The organism is Thermovenabulum sp., from assembly GCF_049723235.1.
Lineage (GTDB): Bacteria > Bacillota > Thermosediminibacteria > Thermosediminibacterales > Thermosediminibacteraceae > Thermovenabulum.
Map to the genome: position 1 here is coordinate 70727 of NZ_JBNARB010000004.1, position 17439 is coordinate 88165.

16 protein-coding genes and 1 other annotated feature are annotated in these 17439 nt (G+C 38.7%); of the genes, 14 read left to right on the forward strand and 2 right to left on the reverse strand.

All coding sequences use genetic code 11. The features are described 5' to 3' along the window. The first annotated feature begins 98 nt into the window (after positions 1–98). The 4 genes from ACPLOV_RS03350 to ACPLOV_RS03365 are packed head-to-tail and all read left to right on the forward strand — an operon-like array spanning position 99 to position 3958. Positions 99–1019, forward strand: coding sequence for an ABC transporter permease (locus tag ACPLOV_RS03350; protein WP_424908369.1), 921 nt, complete (start codon positions 99–101; stop codon positions 1017–1019). A 13-nt stretch (positions 1020–1032) separates the two neighbouring features. Then, a complete protein-coding gene (locus ACPLOV_RS03355) occupies positions 1033–1962 on the forward strand; it encodes an ABC transporter permease (RefSeq protein WP_424908368.1) in 930 nt (309 codons plus the stop codon). 18 nt (positions 1963–1980) lie between these two features. Then, positions 1981–3003 (forward strand): ABC transporter ATP-binding protein, encoded by a 1023-nt coding sequence (locus ACPLOV_RS03360; protein ID WP_424910644.1) that lies wholly within the window; start codon positions 1981–1983, stop codon positions 3001–3003. Further along, a complete protein-coding gene (locus ACPLOV_RS03365) occupies positions 2996–3958 on the forward strand; it encodes an ABC transporter ATP-binding protein (RefSeq protein ID WP_424910646.1) in 963 nt (320 codons plus the stop codon). Before ACPLOV_RS03360 ends, ACPLOV_RS03365 begins: the two co-directional genes overlap by 8 nt. Positions 3959–4033: 75 nt before the next feature. Here ACPLOV_RS03365 and ACPLOV_RS03370 read toward each other — a convergent pair whose 3' ends face one another. Both ACPLOV_RS03370 and ltaE read right to left on the reverse strand, forming a co-directional pair. Beyond that, entirely contained in the window at positions 4034–4783 is a 750-nt protein-coding gene (locus ACPLOV_RS03370; protein WP_424910647.1) for a tRNA 2-thiocytidine biosynthesis TtcA family protein, read from the reverse strand. Positions 4784–4798: 15 nt separating this feature from the next. Next, positions 4799–5833, reverse strand: a complete 1035-nt coding sequence (ltaE, locus tag ACPLOV_RS03375; RefSeq protein ID WP_424908642.1) for a low-specificity L-threonine aldolase — start codon at positions 5831–5833, stop codon at positions 4799–4801. Between the two features lie 121 nt (positions 5834–5954). Here ltaE and ACPLOV_RS03380 point away from each other — a divergent pair, with 121 nt between their 5' ends. The 10 genes from ACPLOV_RS03380 (at position 5955) to ACPLOV_RS03425 (ending at position 17396) form a co-directional block, all read left to right on the forward strand. Next, a complete protein-coding gene (locus ACPLOV_RS03380; protein WP_424908643.1) occupies positions 5955–6230 on the forward strand; it encodes an acylphosphatase in 276 nt (91 codons plus the stop codon). Positions 6231–6245: 15 nt separating this feature from the next. Then, positions 6246–7580 carry a replication-associated recombination protein A gene (locus tag ACPLOV_RS03385; protein WP_424910648.1) on the forward strand — a complete coding sequence of 445 codons (1335 nt, stop codon included), beginning with the start codon at positions 6246–6248 and terminating at the stop codon, positions 7578–7580. A gap of 73 nt (positions 7581–7653) precedes the next feature. Beyond that, positions 7654–8040 (forward strand): Asp23/Gls24 family envelope stress response protein, encoded by a 387-nt coding sequence (locus ACPLOV_RS03390; RefSeq protein WP_068748973.1) that lies wholly within the window; start codon positions 7654–7656, stop codon positions 8038–8040. A gap of 97 nt (positions 8041–8137) precedes the next feature. Then, positions 8138–9844 carry an ABC-ATPase domain-containing protein gene (locus ACPLOV_RS03395; protein WP_424908645.1) on the forward strand — a complete coding sequence of 569 codons (1707 nt, stop codon included), beginning with the start codon at positions 8138–8140 and terminating at the stop codon, positions 9842–9844. An 80-nt stretch (positions 9845–9924) separates the two neighbouring features. Next, positions 9925–10323 (forward strand): secondary thiamine-phosphate synthase enzyme YjbQ, encoded by a 399-nt coding sequence (locus ACPLOV_RS03400; RefSeq protein WP_424908646.1) that lies wholly within the window; start codon positions 9925–9927, stop codon positions 10321–10323. A gap of 75 nt (positions 10324–10398) precedes the next feature. Further along, positions 10399–10621: a binding site (T-box leader), on the forward strand. Between the two features lie 93 nt (positions 10622–10714). Continuing rightward, entirely contained in the window at positions 10715–13354 is a 2640-nt protein-coding gene (locus tag ACPLOV_RS03405; RefSeq protein WP_424908647.1) for a valine--tRNA ligase, read from the forward strand. 17 nt (positions 13355–13371) lie between these two features. After that, entirely contained in the window at positions 13372–14673 is a 1302-nt protein-coding gene (locus ACPLOV_RS03410) for a bifunctional folylpolyglutamate synthase/dihydrofolate synthase (protein ID WP_424908648.1), read from the forward strand. A 134-nt stretch (positions 14674–14807) separates the two neighbouring features. Continuing rightward, entirely contained in the window at positions 14808–15803 is a 996-nt protein-coding gene (locus ACPLOV_RS03415; RefSeq protein WP_424910649.1) for an FAD:protein FMN transferase, read from the forward strand. Positions 15804–15957: 154 nt separating this feature from the next. Beyond that, positions 15958–16590: a redox-sensing transcriptional repressor Rex gene (locus ACPLOV_RS03420; RefSeq protein WP_424908650.1), complete on the forward strand. Its 633-nt coding sequence runs from the start codon at positions 15958–15960 to the stop codon at positions 16588–16590. Then, positions 16587–17396 (forward strand): ATP-binding protein, encoded by an 810-nt coding sequence (locus ACPLOV_RS03425; protein WP_424908651.1) that lies wholly within the window; start codon positions 16587–16589, stop codon positions 17394–17396. The genes ACPLOV_RS03420 and ACPLOV_RS03425 overlap by 4 nt, the downstream gene beginning before the upstream one ends. The last annotated feature ends 43 nt before the right edge of the window (positions 17397–17439 follow it).

Genomic DNA, 17439 nt, shown 5'->3' on the forward strand with positions numbered 1-17439 from the left:
TATGCATAAAAGCGTATACCTCCGTTTGTGATAATTGAAAATGTTCAATATAATAAAATATTAAAAAATAGAACAATAAATTATTCGGGGGTATTTAAATGGGCCGATATATATTAAACAGGTTTCTTGTTTCTTTGGTAACAGCCTGGGTACTGGTTACAATAGTATTTTTCCTCGTGAGGCTCTTACCCGGAGACCCCTTTTTGAGCGAGAAAATTACGCCTGAAATAAAACAAAATATGATGAAATACTACGGCTTTGATAAACCACTGCACATCCAGTATTTGAGGTATATTACGAATTTATTAAAGGGAGATCTGGGCTACTCGCTCAGGTACAAAAATAGGACTGTAAATGAAGTAATAAAGCAGGCTTTCCCTTATTCTGCCGATCTGGGAATAAGGGCTGTAATATTTGCATCAATAGTCGGGGTCACTCTGGGTATAATAGCAGCCTTAAACAGGAATAAGCCCTTTGATTATGTAAGTATGTTCATTGCAATTATAGGTATTTCCGTTCCCGGCTTTGTTATAGGTCCGCTTTTACAGTATTATTTTTCAATAAAATTAAAACTCTTACCGGTAGCTCAATGGAAGGGTTTTGCTTATACGATTATGCCTACAATTGCATTAAGCCTCGGGTCGCTGGCATTGATGGCAAGGTTGATGAGGGCGAGCATGCTGGATGTGGTGAACCAGGACTATATTAAAACTGCAAAATCAAAAGGACTTTCTCCGACTCAGATAGTCTGGAGACACCAGATAAGGAATGCTATTTTGCCGGTGGTAACCGTTTTGGGACCTGTAACCGCAACGCTTTTGACGGGTACTTTTGTTATAGAACAAATATTTGCCATACCCGGATTGGGAAAATTCTATATCCTGGGTATACAGAACTTAGACTATTCCCTGGTGCTCGGCATGACTGTTTTTTACGGTCTGTTTTTAATCGCAGCTAACTTTGTAGTAGATATAATATACGGAATTATAGATCCGAGAATAAGGGTTACTGGGAAATAAGGAGGTGCCAAAAATGCAGAATAATACGGGTGAATTGTCTCAGGACCTTTTTACCCATGTGGGTAAAAACATCAGTGAGATGGAGGCAATAGTAAGGCCGAGCATAACTTACTGGCAGGATGCCTGGAGAAGGTTAAAGCAAAATAAGGTTGCCATGCTGGGGTTAATAATTATAATCTTATATACGGTTTTGGCAATAGTGGGACCCTTCATGACACCTTATGACTTCAGGACAACAAATCCTTCCGAAATAAACCAACCACCTTCCGCAAAACACTGGTTTGGTACCGATACCCTGGGAAGGGATTTATGGGAACGCACCTGGATGGGTGCCAGGGTATCTTTGATGATAGGGTTTGTGGCGGCTCTGTTAAATGCCTTTATTGGGGTTATAGTGGGTGGAATTTCGGGTTATTTCGGTGGAAAAGTTGATATGATAATTATGAGATTTATTGATGTATTATATGCAATACCATACATGATAATAGTAATTTTAATGATGGTAGTATTAGGGCAGGGGATCATTCCTTTGATACTTGCTCTCGTAGTCGGTGGATGGCTGGGAATGGCAAGGCTTGTAAGAGGCCAGATTTTACAGCTTAAAGAACAGGAATTTGTGCTGGCTGCAAAGGTTTTAGGAGCAAGCCATACGAGGATAATATTCAGACATTTGATTCCGAATACCCTTGGAGTTATTCTGGTTAATCTTACCATGTCCGTGCCGGGAGCTATATTTTCTGAAGCATTTTTAAGTTTTATCGGTTTGGGTGTGGTTCCGCCTCAATCCAGCTGGGGACAGCTTGCGGCATATGGGGCACAGGCTTTTAGAATTTATCCCTATCAGCTTTTTATACCCGCATTTTTTATAAGCACCACCATGCTCTCCTTAAACCTTCTCGGTGACGGCTTAAGAGATGCATTAGACCCGAGACTGCGTAGTTAAAAGGAGGAAGTGCAAAAAATGGATAGGATATTACAGGTAAGGGACCTGGAAGTTTCATTTAAAACTTATGCGGGTGAAGTAAAGGCTGTAAGAGGGGTAAGTTTCGATGTTAAAAAAGGGGAAACCCTTGCAATAGTTGGTGAATCGGGTTGCGGGAAAACCGTTACCGTACAGACCATCATGAGGCTAATACCCATGCCTCCCGGCATAATTAAGAAAGGTTCAATTCTTTTTGATGGGAAGGATATAACAAAGCTTTCCGAAAAAGAGATGGAAAGGGTTCGGGGCTCAGAAATGAGCATGGTATTTCAGGACCCAATGACTTCCTTGAACCCGACCATGAGAGTGGGGAATCAGATAGCGGAAAGCTTGATAAAACATCAAAAAATGAACCCAAGAGAAGCAAAACAAAAGGCAATTGAAATGTTAAAAATGGTTGGAATTCCCAATGCCGAAAAAAGGGTTGACCAATATCCTCACGAATTTAGCGGTGGTATGAGGCAGAGAGCAATGATAGCAATTGCCCTTGCCTGCAACCCCAAACTTTTGATAGCCGATGAACCTACGACAGCTCTTGATGTTACCATTCAAGCACAGATACTTGATCTGATGAGGGATTTACAGAAAAAATTAAATACTTCAATTATCATTATTACTCATAACCTGGGTGTTGTTGCAAACCTTGCCGATAAAGTGCTTGTTATGTATGCGGGGAAGGTTATAGAAAGAGGCAGTATCGATGACATTTTTTACAATCCGCAGCATCCCTATACCTGGGGATTGTTACTTTCCGTTCCCAGGCTGAATATAACGAAAAGCGAAAGACTTGCTTCCATTGATGGCACACCGCCCGACCTATTTGCTCCTCCTGTCGGATGTGCTTTTGCAGCAAGGTGTGAATACGCGATGAAGGTGTGCTATGAAAAATACCCGCCGGATTTTGAAGTAAGCGACGGTCATCAAGTAGCGTGCTGGTTAAAACATCCGATGGCGCCCAAGGTGATACCTCCTATCGGAAAAGGGGTGGCGGTAAATGAGTAATGAAAAAAATAAATTGGTAGAAATAAATAACTTAAGGAAATTCTTTAAAGTTGGCAAAAATGCCATCCTCAAGGCTGTGGATAATGTAAATTTATTTATTGAAGAGGGAGAAACCCTTGGTCTTGTTGGTGAAAGCGGATGTGGGAAAACGACTCTGGGCAGGACCATAGTAAGGCTATACGAACCAACCCAGGGGGAAGTGCTTTTTGAGGGGAAAAACGTTCATAAATTGACCGGTGCAGAATTAAAGAATTTCAACAGAAAGGCTCAAATGATTTTTCAGGATCCTTATGCTTCCTTAAATCCCCGAATGACCGTTGGAGACATCATAGGAGAAGGTATTGATATACACGGCCTTCACAGCGGAAAAGACAGGACAGAAAGGATCTACGAACTTTTAAGGACAGTAGGCCTTAATAAGGAACACGCAAACCGTTTCCCTCATGAATTCTCCGGTGGACAGCGACAGAGGATAGGAATTGCCCGTGCTCTGGCAGTAGAACCAAAATTTATAGTATGCGATGAGCCTATTTCCGCGCTGGACGTATCAATTCAGGCCCAGATAATTAATTTGCTAATGGACCTGCAGCAGAAAATGAAGCTCACTTATCTTTTTATAGCACACGATCTTTCGGTTGTAAGGTATGTTTCGGACAGGGTTGCGGTGATGTACCTTGGTATAGTGGTGGAGTTAACAAAATCGGAAGAGCTTTATAAAAATCCTCTTCACCCGTATACTCAAGCCCTGCTGTCGGCAATTCCGGTACCGGATCCTGAAATAGAAAGAAACAAAAAACGCATTTTACTTGAAGGGGATGTGCCAAGCCCCATCAACCCTCCTCAGGGATGCCGTTTCGCCAAGAGATGCCGTTTTGCAAAACCCGTTTGCAAGGAAAAAGATCCTGAATTTAAAGAGGTATCCAGCGGACACTTTGTTGCATGCCATTTGTATTAAACTAAAAAGAGAGCAAAAACTTGCTCTCTTTTTTATTATCTATTCTTTAATCATAATTTCCATAAAATCCATTTTCTATATTCTTGATTCTTCATCTTTAAAAGGGTTATCTTCCATGAAAAATCTTTTTCTATCAATAGCTGCGATAATATTATCCCTTGCTTTTGGGAATATGAATTCGAATTGATTTATTATTTTTTTCATTTCTTCCCTGTAGGTTTTACCCGTTGCCGGGCATAAGGATTCAATTACCGGAAGATTCTGCGATTTGACGATAGATTTTATTGTTTGCTCTTTAAGGTAAATTAAGGGTCTAATTAAAGTAACATTTTTTCTTGAAAGATAGGTTTTTGGCTCAAAGGTGGAAAACCTGCCGGTAAAAATTAAATTTAAAAGAAGAGTTTCGGATGCATCATCTGCATGATGAGCAAGGGCTACCTTATTACACCCGAGCTTTAAAGCCGCACTGTCTAAAGCCCCTCTTCTCATTTTGGAGCACAAAGAGCATGGATTTTTTTCCTTTCGGATTTCAAAGACAATCTTCCCAATTTCTGAGGGAACTAGATGCAAAGGGATATTAATTTTTTCACAAAATTCCTTTAAAGGAGTGTAATCCATTCCAAAACCTAAGTCTACGGAAATGGCAACTATATCGAACTTTAGAGGTGAATTTTTCCTAACCAGGTCGAGAATGTATAGTAGCGCTGCGGAATCTTTCCCGCCGGATACCCCTACGGCAATTCTATCATTATTTTCTATCATATTGTAATTTATAATAGCTTTTTTGACCTTTGTTAAAAACCATTTGCCAAAGTTTTTATTCATTGCCTGCCTCCATTTTTAAATTGTCGTTAATTTTTCAATTACTTCCAGGGTGTATAATATATCTTCTTTACTGATGCCGTAATGAGTAACGAATCTGACATAAAAATTATTTGAGCCGTTTACTTTAATTCCATTTTTTAAAAGCATTTTAGAAAATTCATTTCCGTTCATTTTTAATCCCGATATATCGCAGATCACTATATTGGTCTGAACGGTGTTTAAATCCAATGCTATTCCCGGGATTTTGGAAAGACCTTCGGCAAGAATCCGCGCGTTTTCATGGTCTTCCTTTAGCCTTTTTGTCATCTTTTCTAAAGCAATTATTCCGCAGGCTGCAAGAAAGCCCGCCTGGCGCATTCCGCCTCCCAGCATTTTCCTGAACTTTCGTGCTTTATCAATAAACTTTTTTGAACCTACGAGCATTGAACCTACAGGAGCGCATAATCCTTTTGAAAGACAAAACATTATACTATCGGCGTACTTTGCAATTTCTTTAACATCCACCTCGAGATAAGTAGCCGCATTGAAAATTCTCGCCCCGTCCATATGTACCGGGATACCGTATTTTTCGGCAACTTCTTTTGTCTTTTTTAATAAATCTAAGGGCATTACCGTACCCCCTGCCCGGTTGTGGGTGTTTTCAATACAAATCAAAGAAGTGCGGGGGTAGTGAATGTTTTCTTCCCTTATGGATGCTTCGATATCTTCTGGAGACATAAAACCGTATTTACCGTAAATTGTTTTAGCCTGAACTCCCGAAAGCCTTCCAATTCCACCTACCTCATAGGTAATTATGTGGCAGCGTTCTTCCAGAATAATTTCATCTCCAGGCTGGGTATGAGTCATTACTGCTATTTGATTGCCCTGGGTGCCGCTTGTCACAAATAGGGCAGCTTCTTTTCCCATTATATCAGCCGCCATTTCTTCTAATTTGTTTACCGTGGGGTCTTCACCGTATACATCATCACCTACTTCAGCTTTAAACATTGCTTCGCGCATTTCAGGAGTGGGCAGAGTGACGGTATCGCTTCTCAAGTCTATGAAACTCATAAAAATTTCCTCCCATTACAGGATAATTAACATTTTTTTTATCATGATATAATTATAAGTTAAAAAGGGAATGAAAAAAAGATAAAATATAAGTAAAAGAAAATTATGACAGGGGGTAAACATGAAAAAGACGGTATATGCAAGAATTTACGGGATAGTCCAAGGAGTTGGGCTAAGGTATTCCGTATTGATGAAAGCTAAGGAACTGGGGCTGAAAGGTTATGTAAAAAATATGCCGGATTTTAGCGTAGAATTGGAAGTGGAAGGTGAAGAGGAGAAGATAGATATATTACTTAATTTTATTAAAAACGGTATAAGATGGGCAAGGGTGGAACGAATAGATACGAAAATACAGGATTATCAAAACAAGTATAAAGAATTTAATATTGTGCATTAAAGAAGGGAAAGGTTTATGGATATTCAATCTTCCATTTTTGATAATAATAAAAAAATTAATATCCCATTGGCAGAAAGAATGCGTCCAAGAGATTTTGATGAATTTACAGGTCAGGAGCACCTTCTTTCGGAAAAGGGACTTTTAAGACAGCTTATCGAAAGCAAAAATATTCCCTCGATGGTTTTCTGGGGGCCACCGGGCGTCGGGAAAACCACCCTTGCGATGATTATTTCAAAAAAGGTGGATGCTAAGTTTTTAAATTTCAGCGCGGTGATGTCTGGAATCGGGGAAATAAAAGAAGTTATGAAGGAAGCCCAGGAAAATAAAAGATTCGGTGTAAGAACCATCTTATTTGTGGACGAAATACATCGGTTCAATAAAGCCCAGCAGGATGCATTTTTACCCTATGTGGAAAGAGGGGACATTATTTTAATTGGAGCTACCACCGAAAATCCTTCCTTTGAGCTGAATTCGGCATTACTGTCTCGTTTGAAAGTATTCGTATTGAATCCTTTAAGAAAAGAGGATATCGTAAAAATATTAAAAAAAGCGTTAAAGGATGAAGAGCGGGGCCTGGGTAGGTACAAAATAAAGCTGGATGAGGAGCTCCTTTACAGGATTGCAAGTTTCTCCAATGGGGATGCCAGGGTTGCATTGAATACCTTGGAACTTGCTTTTTTAAAAGCTACAATAGCGGATGATGGAACTTATAATATTACCGTTAAAGAAATAGAAGATGCCTTTCAAAAGAAAGTTTTGCTCTACGATAAAAAAGGTGAAGAGCATTATAACTTAATTTCCGCCCTTCATAAGTCTATCCGGAATAGCGATGTGGATGCAACGCTTTACTGGCTTGCCCGTATGATAGAATCGGGCGAAGATCCACTTTATATAGCACGAAGGTTGATAAGGGTGGCTTCGGAAGACGTAGGGCTTGCGGATCCGGAGGCGTTGGTAATTACAGTTTCAGCTTTTCAAGCAGTTCAATTTGTCGGATTGCCGGAAGCAGCGTTGAACCTTGCTCAAGCAGCGGTATATTTAGCCCTTTGTCCAAAATCTAATGCCCTTTATACGGCATATAATAAGGCAAGAGAGGATGCGATAAATAACTTTTCTGAGCCGGTTCCATTACATTTGAGGAATGCGCCTACACCTTTAATGAAAGAACTGGGGTACGGTAAAGGTTATAAATACGCCCATGACTATAAAGAGAAGGTAGCGGATATGGAATGTTTGCCGAAAAATATTAAAGGAACAAGATATTATTTTCCAACTGACCAGGGAAAGGAAAAGTTTTATGCAGAAAGGTTAAAAGAGATCGAAAATCTGAAGAAAAAATATAAAAATTAAAATAATTTATGAGGAATATTATGATATAATAAGACATATAAGAAAAATAAGGTTACAAAAGGAGGGAAAACCTATGGTGGATGGCAGAACGTCTATAAGTGAATCTGTGTTTTTTGAAATTGCGAAGGAAGCCATGCATAAGGTGGAAGATGTGATAAGAGAGGAAAAGAAATGGACTTTTTCGGGTATTACCAAAGCTTTTACCGAAAGATTTGCTCCCCAGATAAAGGTTAAAAAACGGGATCCCGTGGATGCTGAGGACAATATTGGAACGGTTTCTTTTGAGGTAAACCTTAGCGTAATTTATGGTGTGAAAATTCCTGAGGTGGCACAAAAGGTCAGAGAAAAGATTATAAGTGAAGTTGAGACCTTAACGGGATACAAAGTGGAAAAGGTGGATATTTCCATAGACAAGATTATTAAGCTGGAAGACATTCAGGAAGAAAAAAAGGAGGCCTGAAAAGGCCTCCTTTTTTTGTTTTGAATTTTGCCATTAGAAGTTATAATATTTTAAATGAAAGCAGTAATTAAATAATATATTAATCGAGGTGAAAAATATGAAGAATAAGATGGAATTATATGAAACTTTAAACAGGATAAACAATAACGGATATAAAGCTTACAAGAATATTGAAGGGGTATACGATTTTGAACAATTTGTTCTTTATATAGACCATGTCCAGTCTGACCCCTTTGCACCTCCTTCCCGGGTCCGGGTAAGGGTTGCCCAAAAAGCAGCGGGCTTTGATGAAAAGCTTTTTTATACAAAAGAACGCAGAATAGCTTTTGAAGATTACATATCAAGAAAGATATATGGGGAAATATTGAAATTACCGAAGATCAAAGGAACGGGTAATAGCGGAGTTATATTTATAGACTGTGGAGGGCAGGAAATCCTTGAGAGAACTTCAGTAAAAATAGACAATGATTTCATCGAGGCAAGGATAAGCATAGGCCTTCCGGCATTCGGTCGGAAAATTAATTCTAAATCCGCAGAACGAATTTTCTTTGAATTTTTACCCATCCTGGTAAAAAGGGCTCTTACCTATGAAAATTACGATAAAAAAGAAGCCGAAAATTGGGTGAAGCTTTATGAGGATCAAGAATATATAAGAAAAATTCTTTTGGATATGGGATTAGTGGCTTTTATAAAAGACGGCTCTATTTTACCCCGGGAAAGCGGAATAAGCGATAAACCCTTAAAAAAGGGCAAGGTCATCCCTTTTATATCACCGGAAAGTCTGAGGGTAGAAATTGAACTGCCCAATAACGGGAAAATTACAGGAATGGGTATAAAAAAAGGGGTTACTCTTATTGTAGGCGGAGGATATCATGGCAAAACCACCCTTTTGAAAGCCCTTGAAAGGGGAGTTTATAACCATATTCCGGGGGACGGCAGGGAATTTGTCATTACAGTGAAAGATGCGGTAAAAATACGAGCGGAAGACGGAAGGAGGGTGGAAAAAGTAGATATTAGCCCTTTTATTTCAAACCTTCCTGACGGTCAGGATACCAAGAGGTTTTCAACAGAAAATGCCAGCGGAAGCACATCCCAGGCAGCAAATATTATGGAAGCGGTGGAAATTGGAACGAGCCTTCTTTTACTGGATGAGGATACCTGTGCTACAAATTTCATGATAAGAGATGCCAGGATGCAAAAACTCGTGGCAAAAGAAAAAGAACCTATTACGCCTTTCATTGACAGAGTAAGACAGCTTTACGAAGAAATGGGCATTTCTACAATTCTTGTTATGGGGGGAAGCGGTGATTACTTTGATGTGGCCGACTGTGTTATAAAAATGCAGGATTACAGGCCTTACAATGTAACAAAGGAGGCAAGAAAAATAGCTTTCCAATTAAAGACCGACCGGAAGGTAGAAAGAGCGGAGGGTCCCATTACTGTGACCCCAAGAGTTATTATGAAAGAGGGTTTAGAGCTAAGGGGTAAAGAAAAAATAAAATCCAGGGACGTGGATACCCTGCAGTACGGAGGAGAATTCATAGAGCTGGATTACGTGGAACAGCTGGTGGACAAAAGCCAGACCAGTGCCGTTGGTGAAATCATAAGGTACGCGGTGAAAAAATACGTTGACGGTAAAAGGACGCTAAAGGAAATCGTGGAAATGGTCTTTGCCGATATAGAAAAATACGGCCTTGAAATAATTTCACCCTTTTACGGGAAGCATCCGGGGAACTTAGCTCTGCCCAGGCCCCAGGAAGTAGCGGCGGGATTAAACAGATACCGGGGATTAAAGGTGAGGTAAGGGGATAAATGAGCGGGAAATCTTAACTTGTTCAATACTAAATTTAATATGTGGCTATACACAAATTTGGAGGAGATGCTATGAAAATAATAAGTATCAATACTACTGCAAGGACCCAAATGGTGGATATAACCTCAGAGATAAAAAAAGCCGTATCGGAGTCCGGTGTAAAGGACGGGCTTTGCTTTGTTTTCACACCTCATACCACTGCGGGAGTAACGATAAACGAAAATGCCGATGAGGATGTAAAAATCGATATTATTAATACCCTGAATAAGTTAATACCTCAAAGAGGAGACTACAGGCACGCGGAAGGAAACTCCGATGCTCATTTAAAAGCATCGCTCATTGGAAGTTCCGTGATGCTTGCGATAGAAAAGGGCGAACTTGTTTTGGGAACCTGGCAGGGGATAATTTTCTGCGAATTCGATGGACCAAGGCAAAGGAAGGTTTTTGTTAAGTGCGTGAATTCAGAATAAGAATATCAAACTTCTTATATTCTAACTTGACACAGAAAGGTAATGAAGCTAAAATTTATATAAACAACTGAATAAAAAGAGGCATTGAAGGGGAGGAGTAAAAAGTTTTTCCTTAAAAGAGAGGAAGGCATCTTTGGTGAAAGCCTTCTTAAGGAAAGCTTTTGAAGGTCGCCCCGGAGCTTTCCCGGCGAAAAAGTAGCCGGGAACGGATTAAACCGTTAATTTCATGAGTGCCCGAATAAAAATTTTTTATTCGGGAATTAAGGTGGTACCGCGAAAAAAGCCTTTCGCCCTTTATCGGGTGAGAGGCTTTTAATTTTTACTTTGGTAATGGAATTTATAAAGAAAAATGCTTATAGTTTAAAAAAATTTTTTGGAGGAGGTTTTATAAATGACGGTAAACTTGCCTTCGGTGTACGATCCTAAAAATGTGGAGGAGAAATGGTATAAATATTGGGAAGAAAATGACCTTTTTAGAGCAAAAATTGATAAAAGCAAAAAACCTTTTACAATAGTTATTCCACCGCCCAATGTTACGGGTAATCTTCATATGGGACATGCTCTTAATAATACCCTTCAGGATATATTAATAAGATTTAAAAGGATGCAGCAAATTCCCACGTTATGGCTTCCCGGGACGGACCATGCCGGCATAGCTACTGAAGCGAAGGTTAAGGAACAATTAGCCCAGGAAGGACTTTCAAAATACGACCTGGGCAGGGAAAAATTCTTAGAACGGGTATGGGCATGGAAAGAAAAATACGGCGGCACCATAGTAAATCAGCTCAAAAAATTGGGTGCTTCCTGCGATTGGTCGAGATTTAGATTTACTCTTGATGAGGGTTTAAGTAAAGCGGTGAGGGAAGTTTTTGTAAGTTTATATGAAAAAGGGCTGATTTACAGGGGAGACTATATTATTAACTGGTGTCCTACCTGTAAAACAACGCTTTCGGACATAGAAGTGGAATACGAGGAGCATCAGGGTAAGCTGTATTATATTAAATATCCTTTTAAAAATGGAAAGGGCTTTATCCAAATTGCTACAACAAGACCCGAGACAATGCTCGGTGATGTAGCGGTAGCAGTAAATCCGGGAGATGAAAGGTATAAACATTTAATAGGGGAAAAAGTAATTCTTCCAATCATGGAAAGGGAAATACCAATAATTGCCGATGAATATGTGGATATGGAATTTGGCACCGGTGCTGTTAAAATTACTCCCGGTCACGATCCGAATGATTTTGAAATTGGCTTAAGGCATAAACTGCCCGTTGTCAAAGTTATGAATGAAGAGGGCAAGATGAATGAGAACGCAGGAAAGTATGCAGGTCTTGATAGATATGAAGCAAGAAAATTAATAGTGGAAGAACTTAAAGCGAAGGACTTACTTGTTAAAATCAATGATATAAATCACAGCATAGGACACTGTTATCGTTGCGATACCGTGGTGGAACCGATGGTTTCAAAACAGTGGTTCGTAAAAATGAAGCCTCTGGCAGAACCTGCAATTCAGGTGGTAAAAGACGGAAAGGTAAAATTCGTGCCTGAAAGATTTACAAAAATTTATATAAACTGGCTGGAAAACATCCATGACTGGTGTATTTCAAGGCAGCTCTGGTGGGGTCATAGAATTCCCGCGTGGTACTGCAGGGATTGTAATGAAATGACCGTATCAAGGGAAGACCTTAAGGAATGTCCAAAATGTAAAAGCAAAAATTTAGAACAGGATCCGGATGTTTTGGATACGTGGTTTAGCTCTGCTTTATGGCCCTTTTCTACCCTCGGATGGCCTGAAAAAACTGAGGATCTGGAGTATTTCTACCCAACTTCGGTTTTAGTAACGGGATACGATATAATTTTCTTCTGGGTAGCGAGGATGATCTTTTCAGCAATGGAGTTTATGAAGAAGGAACCTTTTGAATACGTAGTAATAACGGGACTTGTAAGGGATGCCCTAGGGAGAAAAATGAGTAAATCCTTGGGGAACGGCATAGACCCGTTGGAGGTAATCGAAAAATATGGTGCGGATACATTGAGGTTTTCATTGAGTACCGGAAATACCCCCGGCAATGACATGAAATTTTACTGGGAAAAAGTTGAACACAGCAGGAATTTTGCCAATAAAATCTGGAATGCTTCCCGCTTTGTGCTGATGAATCTGGAAGGCTACGTTCCCGAAAAGATTGAAATTGAAAAATTATCATTAAAAGACCGCTGGATACTGGCAAGATTGAACAATGTAATCGGAGAAGTAACCGATTTTCTGGAAAAATTTGAAATAGGCATTGCGGCTTCTAAAATTTACGACTTTTTCTGGAGTGAGTTTTGCGATTGGTATATAGAAATGGCAAAAATAGATCTCAGCGGTGAAAAGGAAGAGGCGAAAAATATTACGAAAGGTGTACTTTATACCGTCCTGGAAAATTCTCTTAAACTCTTACATCCTTTTATGCCTTTCATAACCGAAGAAATCTGGCAACAGTTGCACCATGAAGGTAAAAGCGTAATGGTATCCGAGTGGCCGAAGGTAAATCCCGCTTACAATTTTGATGATATAGAAAAAATGGAAGTTTTAATGGAGGCAATAAGAGGAATTCGTAATATACGGGCGGAAATGAATGTGCCGCCTTCCAAAAAAGCGGGAATTTTGATTAAAGCCACGCAAAAGGATATAGAAGGATTATTCCGGGATAATATGGATATCATATATTTCCTTGCAAAGGTAGACAAAGCCGAATTTATAGAAAAAGAAGTTTTCCCGAAAAAAGCTATGAGCACGGTGGTAAAGGGAGCTGAAATTTACGTACCGGTGGAAGGTTTAATAGATGTAGATCTGGAAATAGAAAGATTAAGGAAAGAAAGGGAAGAATTAAGGGAGGAGCTGGAAAGGGCGGAAAGAAAACTGGGCAATGAAAACTTCGTAAATAAGGCTCCGAGAGAAGTAGTTGAAAAAGAGAGGTTAAAAGCCGAAGAATATAAGGATAAAATAAGCAAGATAGAAAAAAGGCTTTTACTTTTACAAAATGAATAAGAAAGAGGGCTGATTGTATGTGGACCGTTGAGGATGTACTTTTGAAAATTCACGGTATGCAAAGGTTTGGTATTAAGCCGGGACTTTTCAGGATAAAAAAGCTTTTGGAGATTCTGGGTAATCCCCAGGAGGATATAAAGGTAATTCATATTGCTGGCACCAATGGGAAAGGGTCCACATCTTCCATGATCGATTCTATTTTGAGAGCTCACGGGTACAGGGTGGGGCTTTATACCTCACCCTACTTAGAAGTCTTTAATGAGAGAATAAGATTAAACGGAGAAAACATTGCCGATGAAGATCTGGTGCAGCATGCATTAGAGGTTTTTAAAGCATTGGAAGTTATGAAAAAGCAGGGCATTGAGCCGCCTACGGAATTTGAAGTAGTTACAGCTTTAGCTTTTTCTTACTACAAAGATAAAGATGTTGACTTTCTCGTGCTCGAAGTGGGAATGGGAGGAAGACTGGATGCTACCAATGTGGTAGTTCCCCTTGTGAGCGTGATAACCCCAATCAGCTTTGACCATAAGGAATACTTAGGAAATACCTTAGAAGAAATCGCCAAGGAAAAGTGTGGTATTATAAAGAAAAAAGTTCCTGTAGTAACTTCCCTTCAGGTAGATGAAGCCATGAAAGTAATTGAAGAAACATGTAAAGAGACGGATTCAAAACTGTACAAAGTAGGGGAACATATAAAGTTTAAACTTTTAAATGATGATCTTTCCGGACAAACTTTTGAACTATGCTCGATAAAAAATTATTACGAAAACCTAAAAATTACCCTTTTGGGCCGGCATCAACTTTCAAATGCTTCAACAGCGGTAGGTGCGGTGGAAGTTCTTAGCGATTATGGTATTCCTGTTATTAAAGAAAAGGTGGCAGCGGGTTTATATAATGCCAGATGGGCGGGAAGATTTGAGATATTGAAAGAAAAACCTTATGTGATTATAGATGGAGCTCATAATGAAGCAGGTTGCGAGGTGCTAAAAAAGTCGGTTTTAAACTATTTTGGCGGTAAAAGAAAAATTTTCGTTCTTGGAATTTTGAAGGATAAAGATTATATTAATATGCTTAAAATACTTGTACCCATTGCAGATATGATAATTGCCACAAAACCCGAAAGCCCAAGAGCTTTAACTTCAAAAGAGCTGAAAGAAGCAATTGAAGGACTTTCTTTAAAAAATATTCCTGTTATCAACGAAGATGATATAGAAAAAGCATTAAATATAGCCTTAAACTGTGCAAAAGAAGATGATGTCGTAATTTTTGCTGGTTCCTTGTATATGATTGGAAAAGTAAGAGGATTGCTGAAAAAGTAATTTTTTTCACAAATATATTTTTTAAAATTTATTTTTTGATATAATATATTTATATAATGCAATTATTTAATTTTTTTTTAAGGGGAGTGATTTAAACGAACAAGTTAAAAGCTGCAATCCTTATTTTTTTTGTAATGATTTTTTTAACATCCTGCGGCAAAAAGGAAGAAGCGTCACCGGTTACCAAGACCAACTTTCTGCTGGATACTCTTATTCAGATTACTGCTTACGGGGATAATGCGGAAAGCGCTATTAACAGCGCTTTCGATAGAATTGCCGAAATTCACAATAAAATGAACGTCAATGATGAAGAAAGCGAAATAAGCAGGATAAATCAATTAGCGGGGAGGGATTTTGCAAAAGTAAGTCAGGATACTTTATATGTAATTCAAAAGGGGCTTTATTACTCTTCTTTATCGCACGGGAAATTCGATATAACCATCGGACCTTTAGTAAAATTATGGGGAATTGGAACGGAAAGAGCCAGGGTACCCGATAAAAACGAGATTGAAAGTGTCCTACCGTTGATTAATTATCAGGATGTGATTATTAACCAGGGGAAAAATGAAGTGATGTTAAAAAATGAGAAAATGGCGTTAGATTTAGGTGCTATCGCAAAAGGTTATGCAGCTGACGAGGTAATGCGGATTTTAAAGGAGAAGGGGATTAAAAGTGCAGTTGCGGACTTGGGCGGAAATATATACGTCCTGGGGGCAAAGCCCAATGGGAAATCGTGGAGAATAGGTATTCAAAATCCTTTTAAACCAAGAGGCATTACTTTTGCAACCCTAGAGGTAAAAGATAAAACGATAGTAACCTCCGGCACCTATGAAAGGTTTTTTGTAGAGAATGGGAAAAAGTACCATCATATTCTGGATACTAAGAAAGGGTACCCGGTGGAAAATGGTCTGGTAAGCGTGACCATAATCGGAGATACTTCCATTGATTGTGATGCCCTTTCCACTACCGCTTTTGCCTTAGGTTTAGAGGAAGGCATAAAGCTAATTGAAAGTTTAAAAGGTTATGAAGCAATTTTTGTTACTCAGGATAAAAAGGTTTATGTAACTTCAGGAGTAAATAAGTATAATTTTACTATTACTGATGATGAATTTAAGTTGGAAAATTTATAATTTAATGAAATTTAAAAAAATAATCATTCAAGATAATTTTGAAATATATATTGTTAAAAAATTAACAATCTATTAAAACATTGTGATAATTTTCGCTTTTTGTATTGTAAAAAGAAATTTACTATGATAAAATAAAAGCAAGGAGTGATAATTTTTGTTTAAAAAATTTAAAATTCCCGATGCTACCATAGGAAGATTGACGGCTTACTCGAGATTTTTAAAAGAAGCCGATGAGAAGGGAATTTCAACGGTTTCTTCTCAAAATATTGCTGAAGCAACGGGTGTTACTCCTGCCCAGGTAAGAAAAGATTTAGCTTACTTTGGAGAATTTGGAACCAGGGGAGTGGGATATAACCCCAAGGAATTGTACAATTATATCATGAAGATATTAGGGCTTGATAAAAAGTGGAATGTAGCAATTTTCGGTGCAGGTAATTTGGGAACCGCCCTTTCTCAGTACCGGGGTTTTTTGGAAAGAGGTTTTGAAATAGTTTGTATGTTTGATACTGACCCAGAGAAAGTTGGTAAAAAAATAAACAATATTGAGATCTATCATTTGGATGAGCTGAAGGAAAAAGCAAAGGAACTTAACATTGAACTGGCAATTGTTGCTGTTCCAGCTCAGGTGGCTCAGGAAGTTGTAAACATGATTGTAGAGTCCGGTATTCGCGGTATTATAAATTTTGCACCGGTAAATATCTTCGTTCCCGATAATATAGTTTTAAGAAGGGTAGACCTGGCATCCCAATTAGAATATCTTACTTATTACTTAGGTGAAAATAGATGAAATTAGAAGATATAAAAAATATTCTGAAAGCGGATATCCTGTTAGGTGAAAATCTGGATCTGGAAATAGAAAATGCTTGTGGCGCAGAATTGATAAGCGACATACTTTCGGATAGTAAAAAGAATGCCGTTTTATTAACCGGATTAACCCATAATCAAATAGTTAAAACCGCCTTTATGTCGGATTTTAAAGCCATTATTTTTGTAAGAGGTAAAATGCCCGGGCGGGAAGTTATAGATTTAGCCAGGGAATATGGGCTTATTCTTTTGCGCACATTGTATCCACTTTACGAGAGCTGCGGACTTCTTTTCGAAGCAGGATTAAAAGGAGACATAAAAAATAAATATGAAATGAAAGATGTGGAAGAAAAGGACCTTGCTCGGGCTATGGAACTTTCTTACGATGTGGTAGGTGGGGATTTTAACACAGCGGGGAGAGCTACCGAACAGGCCAAGAAGATCTTCAGGCAAATAGGAATAGATCCTTCGATCTTAAGAAGGGTATCTATTGCAGCCTATGAAGCAGAGATGAATATCGTCATTCATGCCTTCAAAGGTAAAATTACCTTTAATTTGACACCTAAGTATATTGAAATTATTGCGGAAGATGAGGGGCCGGGTATACCGGATATAGATTTGGCTATGCAGGAGGGTTATTCCACAGCCCCAGCTTACATCCGCGAGATGGGCTTTGGAGCGGGAATGGGCCTTCCAAACATGAAAAAATTTTCAGATAAATTCGAAATAACTTCTGTTGTCGGAAAAGGGACAAAAGTGAGAATGATAATTTATTTAAAAAATATATAGATATAATTTTCTATTTAGCCCAATTAGGCTTTTAAGGAAAGCT

Excerpts from the sequence above, each read along its gene's own strand:
- ACPLOV_RS03350 (WP_424908369.1), top strand. The coding sequence starts at position 99 with ATGGGCCGATATATATTAAACAGGTTTCTTGTTTCTTTGGTAACAGCC.
- ACPLOV_RS03355 (WP_424908368.1), top strand. The coding sequence starts at position 1,033 with ATGCAGAATAATACGGGTGAATTGTCTCAGGACCTTTTTACCCATGTG.
- ACPLOV_RS03360 (WP_424910644.1), top strand. The coding sequence starts at position 1,981 with ATGGATAGGATATTACAGGTAAGGGACCTGGAAGTTTCATTTAAAACT.
- ACPLOV_RS03365 (WP_424910646.1), top strand. The coding sequence starts at position 2,996 with ATGAGTAATGAAAAAAATAAATTGGTAGAAATAAATAACTTAAGGAAA.
- ACPLOV_RS03370 (WP_424910647.1), bottom strand. The coding sequence starts at position 4,783 with ATGAATAAAAACTTTGGCAAATGGTTTTTAACAAAGGTCAAAAAAGCT.
- ltaE (WP_424908642.1), bottom strand. The coding sequence starts at position 5,833 with ATGAGTTTCATAGACTTGAGAAGCGATACCGTCACTCTGCCCACTCCT.
- ACPLOV_RS03380 (WP_424908643.1), top strand. The coding sequence starts at position 5,955 with ATGAAAAAGACGGTATATGCAAGAATTTACGGGATAGTCCAAGGAGTT.
- ACPLOV_RS03385 (WP_424910648.1), top strand. The coding sequence starts at position 6,246 with ATGGATATTCAATCTTCCATTTTTGATAATAATAAAAAAATTAATATC.
- ACPLOV_RS03390 (WP_068748973.1), top strand. The coding sequence starts at position 7,654 with ATGGTGGATGGCAGAACGTCTATAAGTGAATCTGTGTTTTTTGAAATT.
- ACPLOV_RS03395 (WP_424908645.1), top strand. The coding sequence starts at position 8,138 with ATGAAGAATAAGATGGAATTATATGAAACTTTAAACAGGATAAACAAT.
- ACPLOV_RS03400 (WP_424908646.1), top strand. The coding sequence starts at position 9,925 with ATGAAAATAATAAGTATCAATACTACTGCAAGGACCCAAATGGTGGAT.
- ACPLOV_RS03405 (WP_424908647.1), top strand. The coding sequence starts at position 10,715 with ATGACGGTAAACTTGCCTTCGGTGTACGATCCTAAAAATGTGGAGGAG.
- ACPLOV_RS03410 (WP_424908648.1), top strand. The coding sequence starts at position 13,372 with ATGTGGACCGTTGAGGATGTACTTTTGAAAATTCACGGTATGCAAAGG.
- ACPLOV_RS03415 (WP_424910649.1), top strand. The coding sequence starts at position 14,808 with ATGATTTTTTTAACATCCTGCGGCAAAAAGGAAGAAGCGTCACCGGTT.
- ACPLOV_RS03425 (WP_424908651.1), top strand. The coding sequence starts at position 16,587 with ATGAAATTAGAAGATATAAAAAATATTCTGAAAGCGGATATCCTGTTA.